The organism is Vibrio nigripulchritudo, from assembly GCF_027924785.1.
Taxonomy (GTDB): domain Bacteria; phylum Pseudomonadota; class Gammaproteobacteria; order Enterobacterales; family Vibrionaceae; genus Vibrio; species Vibrio nigripulchritudo.
The window spans coordinates 607,576-619,059 of record NZ_AP027050.1; the positions used below are offsets into that span (position 1 = coordinate 607,576).

At 43.6% G+C, this 11,484-nt stretch carries 8 protein-coding genes and 1 pseudogene; 4 read left to right on the forward strand and 5 right to left on the reverse strand.

Annotated elements, in window-relative coordinates; genetic code table 11:
- From urtB to QMG91_RS21135, 3 genes and pseudogenes are all read right to left on the reverse strand, one after another.
- Nucleotides 1-993, reverse strand: a pseudogene (urtB, locus tag QMG91_RS29005) (urea ABC transporter permease subunit UrtB); the annotation flags it as partial.
- A 675-nt stretch (nucleotides 994-1,668) separates the two neighbouring features.
- Nucleotides 1,669-2,952: an urea ABC transporter substrate-binding protein gene (gene urtA, locus QMG91_RS21130; protein WP_409351279.1), complete on the reverse strand. Its 1,284-nt coding sequence runs from the start codon at nucleotides 2,950-2,952 to the stop codon at nucleotides 1,669-1,671.
- Nucleotides 2,953-3,167: 215 nt separating this feature from the next.
- A complete protein-coding gene (locus tag QMG91_RS21135) occupies nucleotides 3,168-4,043 on the reverse strand; it encodes a substrate-binding periplasmic protein (RefSeq protein ID WP_281831976.1) in 876 nt (291 codons plus the stop codon).
- A gap of 204 nt (nucleotides 4,044-4,247) precedes the next feature.
- Here QMG91_RS21135 and QMG91_RS21140 point away from each other — a divergent pair, with 204 nt between their 5' ends.
- Complete coding sequence (locus QMG91_RS21140) at nucleotides 4,248-4,697, forward strand: DUF3429 domain-containing protein (protein WP_281832688.1); 450 nt, start codon at nucleotides 4,248-4,250, stop codon at nucleotides 4,695-4,697.
- Nucleotides 4,698-4,723: 26 nt separating this feature from the next.
- On the opposite strand, the gene QMG91_RS21145 is transcribed toward QMG91_RS21140, so the two are convergent.
- On the reverse strand, nucleotides 4,724-6,097 hold the full coding sequence (locus QMG91_RS21145; RefSeq protein ID WP_281831978.1) for an MATE family efflux transporter: 1,374 nt from the start codon (nucleotides 6,095-6,097) through the stop codon (nucleotides 4,724-4,726).
- 74 nt (nucleotides 6,098-6,171) lie between these two features.
- Here QMG91_RS21145 and QMG91_RS21150 point away from each other — a divergent pair, with 74 nt between their 5' ends.
- From QMG91_RS21150 to QMG91_RS21160, 3 genes are all read left to right on the forward strand, one after another.
- Entirely contained in the window at nucleotides 6,172-7,071 is a 900-nt protein-coding gene (locus QMG91_RS21150; protein ID WP_281831980.1) for an AraC family transcriptional regulator, read from the forward strand.
- A 107-nt stretch (nucleotides 7,072-7,178) separates the two neighbouring features.
- A complete protein-coding gene (locus tag QMG91_RS21155) occupies nucleotides 7,179-8,444 on the forward strand; it encodes a condensation domain-containing protein (RefSeq protein WP_281831982.1) in 1,266 nt (421 codons plus the stop codon).
- A gap of 476 nt (nucleotides 8,445-8,920) precedes the next feature.
- Entirely contained in the window at nucleotides 8,921-11,023 is a 2,103-nt protein-coding gene (locus QMG91_RS21160; protein WP_281831984.1) for a TonB-dependent receptor plug domain-containing protein, read from the forward strand.
- Between the two features lie 96 nt (nucleotides 11,024-11,119).
- Here the strand turns inward: QMG91_RS21160 and QMG91_RS21165 are convergent, their stop codons facing one another.
- The gene (locus QMG91_RS21165) at nucleotides 11,120-11,362 is read right to left on the reverse strand and encodes a phosphopantetheine-binding protein (protein WP_038124130.1); all 243 of its coding nucleotides are present in this window, start codon (nucleotides 11,360-11,362) and stop codon (nucleotides 11,120-11,122) included.
- Nucleotides 11,363-11,484 lie beyond the last annotated feature (122 nt).

Below are 11,484 nucleotides of genomic sequence, written 5' to 3' on the forward strand. Positions count from 1 at the left end.
TTAACCCTCCGCCGCGCGACCACGTTGAGGGAATAATCCCCTTGGTCGTTTTTGAATGAAGAGGATAATAAAGACCAGCACCACAATTTTGGCTAATACGGCACCTGCCCACGGCTCCAGTATCTTGTTGAACAGCCCCAGGCTTAAACCTGCCACGAGCGTTCCCCAAAGGTTCCCGACGCCGCCGAATACCACCACCATAAATGAGTCGATGATGTAGGCTTGCCCCATGTTGGGTCCTACGTTGGTGAGCTGTGAAAGTGCGACACCTGCTATTCCTGCCACACCGGACCCTAAGCCAAAGGTCATGATATCGACTCGTTCTGATCGAATACCCATGGCACGCGCCATAGAACGGTTTTGGGAAACCGCGCGGACCTGTAACCCAAGAGGGGTCTTTTTAAGGATCAGCATGAGTGCAGCGAAAGCGGCAATACAAAACAAAATTATGTAAAGGCGGTTGTATGTCAGTGCCAACATCGGATTAATTTCTAACGAGCCTGAAAGAAATTCTGGCGTGGTTACCGAGCGGTTAAGAGGCGAGAAAATAGATCGAACCGCCTGTTGTAAGATCAAGCTGATACCAAAGGTTGCAAGAAGTGTTTCCAGCGGTCGTCCGTACAAATGACGAATCACACTGCGCTCGATCCCGATGCCAACTAACCCAGATATGATAAAAGCCGCAGGAATGGAGAGAATCAACGCCACACCGGGGTAGGAGGGCAAAACCTGCTGAATCACATAGGTGGTGTATGCTCCAATCATGATGAGTTCACCGTGCGCCATATTGATCACGCCCATCACACCAAACGTAATGGCTAAGCCGATCCCTGCCAGCACTAACACCGAACCCAGACTCAAACCGAAGAATACGGTTTCAATACCCGAATACAGGCGCTGGCTTTGCTGATATTTTGCCAGTGCTTTATTGGCGGCAGCGATAACGGCTGAATCATCACTGGTTTCTAATATCTGGTTCAGCGTTTGGAATACCTGTGGCGCTTTAGAGCCAGAGATGTTTTTTATCGCTTCAAGCTGAACGTCGCCCTTTTCTGAGGCGGCTCTGAAAAGATTTAAGGCAAGAGCCAGGTTGCCTTTTATTTCCTCGTCTGTTTCGGATTTTAATTGCGTCTGAATCAGCGCAATCAGATTGGTATCTTTAGTTCCAAGCAGCTTTTGGCTGGCTTCCAACCGAGATGTAGGATCCGAAGAAATCAGATCTATCTTGGCGATCAGCACTTTCAGATACGAACGCAGTTTGTTGTTCAGCTTGGCTTTTTTGAAGGCGCGTTTGGACTCGACAACCACTTGTCTGTCCGAAGCGATTTGATAGGCCAACTGACCTTTTTTCAGCTTTTCAATGGAGTAAAAACCCGGATTGGTTTTGTGAACGTAAAGTGCGCCGTTCAGCCAGTGAGTGAGCATGACTTTTGCGAGTTCTGGCTGATGAGTGACAAGCCAGTCTGCCGCCGCTTTACGTTCTTCAAATTTCCGACTGAGTACTTGAGGCGCAAGATCATTAAGACCTTCAGCCTGCGTACTTGCCGAACTCTGGAACGCGCTGAAACAGGCGACCCAGATGAGGAAGTATCGAATAAATTGCATTTTGATGTCCGTGCTAAGCAAAAAAAGCCCTTCACAAAGTGCGAAGGGCAAAAGGGGTATCAATCAGTTTGTGCCAGAGCACTTTTTGGTTTCTACGTTAAAACTGCCGCAAGAAAACGGCTGCAACCAGCTTGAGTAAAGGTTTTTAGAGCCCGGTAAGAAGTCTGACCAAGCATCGCCTGCGACTAATCCTGTGGTTTCCCAAACCACGTCGAACTGTCCATCGTCTTGAATTTCACCGATCAGTACAGGCTTGGTGATATGGTGGTTTGGCAGCATTGTAGAGTAGCCACCAGACAGGTTAGGTACAGAAACGCCAATCAGCGCACTTTGTACCGATTCAGGATCCGTGGTTCCCGCATTGGTAACGGCTTTCGCCCACATGTTGAAGCCAATGTAGTGTGCTTCCATTGGGTCGTTGGTGACGCGTTTTTCATTTTTGATGAAGTCTTGCCATTGCTCAACAAATTCTTCGTTTGCCTCTGTATCGACGCTCATGAAGTAGTTCCACGCAGCAAGGTGGCCAACAAGTGGGGAGGTGTCCATACCCGAAAGTTCTTCTTCACCCACCGAGAATGCAATAACGGGAATGTCTTCAGCAGAGAGTCCTTGGGCGCCCAGTTCTTTGTAGAATGGCACGTTAGCATCGCCATTGATGGTGGAGACCACGGCGGTTTTCTTACCTTCGGAACCGAATTTCTTGATGTCTGATACAATGGACTGCCAGTCACTATGACCAAACGGTGTGTAGTTGATCATGATGTCTTTCGCCGCGACGCCTTTATCTTTCAGGTACGCTTCCAAGATTTTGTTGGTGGTGCGAGGGTAAACGTAATCCGTACCAGCCAGTACCCAGCGTTCAACATCCAGTTCATCCATCAAATAATCGACAGCAGGAATGGCTTGCTGGTTTGGCGCTGCGCCAGTGTAGAAAACGTTTTTCGAAGACTCTTCCCCTTCGTATTGCACGGGATAGAACAGAATGGAGTTCAGTTCTTCAAATACCGGGAGCATGGATTTGCGTGAAACCGATGTCCAGCCACCGAATACGACATCCACTTTTTCCTTTTCAATCAGTTCGCGCGCTTTTTCTGCAAAAAGAGGCCAGTTTGACGCAGGATCTACCACTACGGCTTCAAGTTTTTTTCCAAGTAAACCGCCTTTTTTGTTTTGCTCATCAACCAGCATCAAAACCGTATCTTTTAGCGTGGTTTCACTGATCGCCATGGTGCCTGATAGCGAATGTAAAACGCCGACTTTGATGGTGTCTTCCGCCAGAGCCGGTGCAGAAAGTGAAATGAGTGTCCCTAAAGCAGCAAGTTTTAATTTGAACGTCATGTTCTTCATTGTGTATCTCCTTATTGTGAATAAAACTTCATCAACAAGAAGTGTGCCAGTCATTTTTTGAGATTGATTTTTGTTATAAATATTTGAATGTAATGATTATTCTGTTTTTAAGTGGTATCTGTGTAATTGCATATCTAGGTATATGGCTTGAATGTTTTTGGTGCAAACGTAATCAAGTTTTCACTAAAATTGTGAAATGGAATCGCTAAGGCGCTTTATAAACAATCAGTGATGGCTTTACCGTTACGATTACTGAGTAAGGTGAAGTAGTGTTCGATGATTTTTTGGTGCTGTCCGGAGTGCTTAAGCTTAATTAAACCTTGGTTGAGCGTAGACACCAGATACTCGGCTCTGGGAGAGGCTTTTGATACCAGAAAATAAAAGCCAACAGGTTCTTCATTTAATTGCTGACAATGCACATTCTCTTGGAGCATTAAATTTTCAATGGCGACACTTCCTGCGAGGATTGCCGCTGGCACTTCCATGATTTCACATCTGCCTTTGTCGAGCATCATTAACAAGCTACTTAAACTGGCGTTACTACTGGAAACGATGTTTTCCTTGGGTACGCCGTGTTTCGCGTAGTAATCGTTAAAAATTCTGCCATCGCTCTCGCACACAGTGAAGTATCGCATCTCTTTCACTTTAGTAATTTTGTACGCAGATTTAGGGTTAAATACCCCTTTAGGGAACTGGTTCTTTGAGTAAAAAATGGCGCGAGATAAGGAGTAAGCAGGACCGACAAAGTAGAAATCTTTCTCTTTATCAGCGCTGTAAGTGACATCGGACGTGATTTCATGCTTCTTTTGATTACCATGTTTTTGAGTGTTGTGAAGGCACCGTTTGTGTGGCATCAGCTCAAATTCAAAATCTAACCCTGACGCTTGCGATATGGCTTTTAAAATATCTACGTTGATGCCCATGATTCTTGGAGGAGCTTGGCTTTTTCCTTCAGGATCCTGGTAATAGAAAGGCGCCCAGGATTCGCTGCATACGCTGACCTTTTCTTGGTTATCCTCGCTGGCAATGGAATGGCTGATGTTCGCCATCGCCAACACGGTGAGCAACCAAATAAGAGAACGTATCCGCATCCTTGAACCTCAGTTTTCTGCTTATTAATTTGAGTATAGATAAGGCTATAAAACTTGCACCATGGGGTCTTAGGGTGAATCAACGTTCTGAAATCGAAACTGCAATAATGAGAGCACATTCATCTTCGTGGTAGATTAAGTTGTCTATTATTTGTACAGGTGCGATTTAATACCAATAAGCAATGTGGATCTCTGGAGTGGATGATGGAACAGACACCAAGACATGTAATGATGGAACTGGGTTATCTCGGGTTACTGCCTTTTTTGGGATGCCTGATACTGATAATTGCGGACATTTCTCTTTTTGGGCATACCCCTCTGGGGCTGTTTGTTACGTACAGTGCCGTTATTTTAAGTTTTCTTTCTGGTGCGCTTTGGGGGAATGCGATCGATCATTTCTCTCATTCATTGAGTCGAAACGGCATGCTTCTGAGTAACTCTTTTACATTTATTGCCTGGGCAGTGCTATTGCAGTCGCCAGAAAATCATTGGATATCCTTAATCATGCTGGCATTTGGGTATATCGCGGTGTGGTTTACCGAGGCAACATTGAGAAATTCCGAACATGAAAACAGCGCCAAAGGGTATAACGCGCTCAGAACACGTCTAACCATTGGTGTTGTTGCATTTCATGGTGTGGCTTTGATTATCTGAAGCTGTCAGATTTTAATACCGTTCACTCAGGCTTGCCTGAGTGTTAGATTGGCGACCCAGCGCTTTTGGCGGTAGCGCTGGAAACACAGTGAAAAACGTACGATTTCTTCCGTAATTATCGCCAGATAAACCCAGCCAAAACTCCACTCTCCGATGAAAGCCCCATAAGCGGTTAAGGGAATTCCAACGACATACATGGCTAAAAAGTCCATGCGAATAAAAAACATGTGCTCTCCACCCGCTCGAAGAATGCCGTTAATAATGATCATATTGAGCATGCGTATCCAGATACCAAATGCCATTACTCCTATCGCAGGCAGAGCAAGAGGGTAGAGTGCTTCAGTATTTAGATTCAGCATATCAATGACTTGTTCTCTCAATAGGTACAAGGCACTTCCCAATCCTAATCCGAGTAAGAATACCCAGCGCAGGATTGTAGTGGAGATCACTTGAGCATGTTCGAACTCGTCCCGCCCAAGAGACTGACCAATGAGGACAGAGCAGGCAACCGAGATACCAAAGAACACGGAATAGCATAAGGATTCAAAAGGACCAACCATGCTAAATACCGCAAGCTCTTGCGTGCCCATATGGCCAAAAATCATCTGGTAAGTCAGTGTGCCGAATGCCCACAATACCGCACCAAATGCACTTGGAATTGCCAGTCTTTTGAACGACATCCACAAGGTATGATGGTTTTTGATTCCGGTTGTGGTGATAAGCCAGTTTTTCTGCCAGCTAAGTACCGCGACAATCAAAATAACCTGAATCAATCTTGCAAGAGTGGTTGCCAGCGCTGCACCTGCAACACCCATAGCAGGAAATGGGCCGGCTCCTTTAATAAATACAAAATTCAGACCAATGTTCAGACCTACGGTAATAGCGCCAATGATCAGTGGCAACATAGCATTTCCGCTGGCTCTTAAACTTGATTCAGCAGTCAGTACAACATGTGTAAGTAATAAAATTGGTAAGCCATAAATAAGGTAATCGGCACCTAATTCAATGACACTATTATCTGCTGTTTGCAGGCGCATTATTTGAGAAGCAAAGAGAGTCAAAACAACGGTGACTGGAACAATCAATACCGCTCCAAATTTCAGAGCCTGCACCGAGACAGTTTTAGCGTGGACCTTGTCGTCTTTTCCCCAATACTGTGCCACCAGCACACCATTGGCTGCCGCTAAACCTGCGATAATCATGGTTGCAACAAAATGCCACTTGGTTGCGATACCTACCGCTGCTGTCGCTTCCTGACCAAAATCGCTGACCATTAGAACGTCTGCCAGTGCAAGAATCGCGACAAGGGCACTTTGAATGGCGACTGGGAACGCAAGCTTTGCTACCTGTGGTAAAAGGGCATTAGGTCTGATAGTGGGTGTTAAAGAATGCGCTTTCATAATGTATCCTTAAACCAGAAAATCGTTTAGCTATTGCAGGGTGGCTAATATATCTAAGGTATAGGGGAAACAAAATGTTCGGAAAATCAGAAAAGCTGTGTAAATCCGTCATTGACTCATTTTCTGTTCAAGGTAAATGGCGTGATGAAATATTCCTGGGCGATGCATGCAAGGAGCGTTTTCTTTCCCAGTCTGATTTTCCTGAGTTTGTTAAAAGTCACCTGTATATGGCGGGTCAGTCTGAGATAAGTGGTGATTATCATGTGGAACGGGTTGGACCTGATTTCCATACGTTGCTTTTCACCAATGAAGGCGGCGGAGTTTTAATCACAGAGAAGCAGGTCGTCACCATCGATCCGAATACCGTTACGTTTCTTCCTCCCAATCAGCCTTTTCGTTTTGAAATTGCTGACAAGAAAATAGGCTGGCGTATGTCCTGGTTATTGCTTCAGAACACTTCAAAGTGGAATGTCTTGTCTAAGGGAGGCAGAAGGGTAGAGCCTTCTGGCTACTGTGAGCAGGTATGGTCAATTTTAAGTTTGCTGTATAACGAGAACGAAGGAAGGGCAACCTATCGAAAGCTTTACGTCAGTGAACTTTCGAGAATGTTACTTGGCGAGCACAGTGAAGAGTCCCCTTCTGACAGCCACGTTCGAGTTCAAAGCGTATTTAACGAAGTGGAATCCCAGCTTCACTATTCTTGGACCGTAAAATCCATTGCAGAGCGCTGTTTTTTAAGTGTCGAGCAGTTGAATCGAATTACAAAACAGCTTTTTGGATGCAGTACCCAGCAAAGGCTGATTTCATTGAGAATGGAACGCGCAGCGGATCTTCTTTTGTATGAATCCTGGTCGGTAACCATGATTGCTCAGCGTTTGGGGTACCCAGACCCTTTTAATTTTACTCATCGATTTACCCGATACCACGGTTGCTCACCGAGAGAATTTCGGAAAAACAAAGGAATACGCCTTTAGTGATAATGATTATCATTGTTTTTTGATGGCACGTTGATATTATTCGTAGCCAAGTCAGTGCCAGGTAGTGGCGGCTAGAAATGAATAATTTAATCAGGTAGGAAACCATGATACGCCAAGAATGGCACCCGTTAACCAATGCGCAGCAATCGTATTGGGACGAATACTTACAACACCCCGATAAGCCTTTTTCAAATGTCGCCCATTGTTTGGAAATCAGCGGAAAAATAGACATTGAAAAGTTGCATCAAGCTGTGCAGATGACATTCAGTGAAGCTGAAGTCCTTAAATTGAAGTTCAAAAACGAAGAGGGTAGCGCGTATCCTCTTCAGTCTCTCGAAAGTAACGATTCAAAATACGTAGAACTTACCGATTTACGTTCCTTTGATGATGCCGAAAAGCGGGCAACCAAGGCAATGGAAACCGATGCGCTTTGTCCTTTGAATTTAGAAAAAGATGCCATTTCAAAGCTGCAATTGTTTGTTTTAGCCGATGATAGGGTGTGGTGGTACATTCGGACACATCATATTGCTGTCGATGGTTATGGCATGAACTTGATCGAGCAAAGGTGCGCACTGCTCTACAGTAGTCTGGTTAATGGGCAAAAACCTCACTCGGGGTTTAAAAGTTTGGATACTTACCTTAAAGAAGACAGCGACTACCGATTTGGTGAAAGATTTGAAGTCGACAGGCAGTTCTGGGAAAGCTATCTATCTGAAGCGAAATTGACTCGCAATAATTCAGAAGAGATTTCGTTAGAAACCCACAGTGATGATAAACAAATCCCTCAAGCCATTACCGCAACATTACTGTCTCTTTCTAAAAAACTTATGATTGGTTGGACTGATATTCTTGTCTTACTCATTTCTGCTTACCTATATGAGGATAAAAAGGGACAGTCTCAAAATGATGACCCTCTTCCGGTTTGGCTTCCATTTATGAACCGAATGGGAAACTCTTGCGCAAATACACCTTCATTAATGGTCAATATTATTCCTTTCTTAGTGTCGAAAAAAGCTAATGAAGGAGTAGAAGAATATTTAAAGCGAGCTGCTAAAGAAATTAGACAGCTGTATATACATGGTCGATTTCGATTAGAGAATAAAGTGCAATGTAAAGAGCAAAGTTATTTTCTTTCACCTTTTATTAACATATTGCCATTTGATTCACCTGAATTCATTGGTTGCCAAACGAAGCATAGAATAGTTGCGAGTGGGCTGGCTGATGGCTTCAATATCACCGTTCGTAGCGCCAGAGATGCAACGAATATGAGTTTAAAAGTGGAAGGAGAAAATCGACTCTATTCCCAGGAAGAAATAACACGCCATTCTGATAATTTATTGAAATATATAAGTAAAGTATTAGAAGTTTAGCTCTAACCTTACTCTCTGCTATTGTTTTATTTGTCAATAGTGGGGAGTTACACTCTATTTGTCCGTCATTTCCTACGCGCGCCTCAATCCAAAAACATGATCTCCTGAACAAATTCATTGCTGATAATAATAATTATTACTAAATATAAATGAGAACGCTTTACATTTATATTTGTGATCGCTAGAGTACAATCCAGAATTCGTCAAGACACAGATAGAAAAAACTTAGCATTTATCCAAAGTTTCTTCTTTGGTGCCCTTTTTCCTCTATCAAATTGTCGGATTCTAGTCGGAATTTTTGCGCTCAAATACCCAATGCAGTGGTTAATGAGAGACATAGGAAGTCAAGATAAATACTCATTTCATGAGTCCATCGCCTTTTCAAAACACTTGAATTAGCTTCCTTTTACTCCTCCTCATTAAGCTCGGGTATTTGTGTGCACCCATTGTTAATGCTCAGTTAAGGAGAATTTTAAATGACAGCATTACGCCCAGCGCGAATGAATGTGCCAGGAAACAAAACATTCAAAATGCGCACATTATCCGCGGTTATCATGGGGCTCTGCGTCGGTGGTCAGGCTTTTGCAGAAACAAACAATAATAATGATGCAGCCGCTCAGGACGGAACCATTTCTGTAGTAACAGTCATTGGTGAGAAGACAGAACGTTCCATTTACAACACTGGCTCAAGTGTTGAGGTCTTTGACGAAGACCGCATCAATACCACGCCAGGGGCCACAGAAGTTGACGACTTGCTTCAGCTAACGCCAAACATCGTAGATTCCGGTCAAGGTAACAACTTGCCTGCGATTCGTGGTGTTGATGGTTCAGGTCCTTCTATTGGTGGTTTGGCTAGTTTTGCTGGTACTGCTCCTCGAATAAATCTGTCAATTGATGGGCGCTCTTTAACTTACTCAGAGCTAACATTCGGTCCTCGTTCTTTGTGGGATATGCAACAGGCTGAGGTTTATCTTGGACCACAAAGTTATGCGCAAGGTAGAAGTGCATCAGCGGGTGCAATTGTTATTAAATCAAAAGATCCCACGTATCACTTTGAAAGTGCGGTAAAGGGGGCAATTGCTGAGCAAAACTATACTCAGACTGCTGCGATGATTTCAGCGCCAATCGTTGAAGATGAACTGGCATTTCGTTTAAGTGTTGATCAACAAAAGCGCAAAACTCATGTTGACCTAGCAACATATGATCCTGTAGGTGATGCCAGAAGAATTGAAATGACAACTGCTCGCGGTAAATTCTTATATGAGCCGTCATCGGTACCTGGGTTTAAGACCACCTTTACTGTGACTCGTATGGATACCCGATCTCCACAGTCGGAACATGAGGTTGGTGAAATCTATGGGGCGAATCGTGCAATTTATGAAACATATTCAACTAGTGGTATGTGGGATGTATCTTACGTCATTAACGACAACATTACGTTTGAGAATAACGTAGGTTACACGAAGTTTGGTTACGATCGTGTGACTGATCCAACTGGTGGGGCACAACAAGATTTTTATACCGATGGCAAAGAAATCCAATTAGAGCAGTTGGTTCGAATTTCATCGGACGATCGTAAGTTAAACAGCCTATATGGGTTACGTTATTTCCGAACAAATCAAGATGATACTTACGCGACAGCCCGTGGTGACGCTCCAATGACTGATGCGACCACCGTTACCTCAGCATTTGCTGAAATTACGTACGCGGTGGCTCCACAGGTTGACGTAACCGTTGCTGGTCGTCTTGAAACCGAAAGGAAAACTCGAAAAGTAGAACTGTTGAAGCTCGATCATGATGAGAGTGCAACCGTATTCTTACCGAAATTTGATATTGCCTATAAGCCAGAAGCGAATCAAACGTTCGGATTTAAAGTTGCTAAAGGTTATAACTCCGGTGCAGCCGGCTTGAGCTTCTATACTAAGAGAATTCCTGAAGGTCAGCCTCCAAAACCTATGATTCCTTACGCCTACGATAGTGAGTTTGTGTGGAACTATGAACTGTACACTCGACATCGTCTAAATGATGGCACTTTAGAGTTAACATCTAATATCTTCTACAATGATTACCAAGATATGCAGGTACAACAACTGCGCTCTGATTTCTATGCAATTGTTGAGAACATAGATGGTGCCAAAACTTATGGTGCTGAAGTCGGTTCCCGCTGGCTAGCTACATCTGATTTGGAATTCTTTGCAAACTTAGGCCTGTTGAAAACTAGCTACACAGAGACCGAAGCCCAAGGTGGTAAAACTAAAGAGCTTCCTCGTGCACCGTTAGCTACAGCGAGCCTTGGAGGACTTTACACTTTTGCAGAAGGTTTCGAGCTAAGTGGAAATGCTAGCTACACAGGAGACTATTTCTCTGACCTGGCAAACACCAAAGGGACAAAGGTTGATTCTTACTGGATAGCAAATGCACAGTTGGCATACGTATTTGATGGTGGTAGAGCAGCGCTATTTGCTCAAAACCTGTTCGACTCTGATGCTAAGACTTCAAGTGTGGCTTCAGGGAGCAAAGATGATCCACTGCGTCTAGCACCTCGCCAGATTGGTGCTTCTATAGAATTGCACTTCTAATTGTTCAAAACTAAATAAAACGCCTTGCTTTGAGCAAGGCGTTTTTAGGTATCAGGATTCGCAAATAAACTGTTTAACTTATCTTACTTTATTTTTTCAGATTGACGTTTCATCAGAAAAAACTAACTTTTCCCATGATTCTAATGTTGGATTTTCCATTAACTGCGCAAAGTTGATATCCAACCCTGCATTTCTTAACTGACCCGTAAGACGCATCATACTGATTGAATCCAAGCCGAGCTCTATTAGGTTTACGTCAGGTTTTATTGATTCAGTTGGGACTCCCAACAATTGGCTAATCGTGGACAACAAATCAATATTCGCTTCTTGCTTTGACAAAATAATATCCTTTTTTTTCGGAAGCTTACGTCTTTCTTCCAATGTTTGATTCAAATTCGTTGTACACAATATCATTACTTGATTGTGGTGTTCAAATGATTATTATTACCATTTAGATAAAT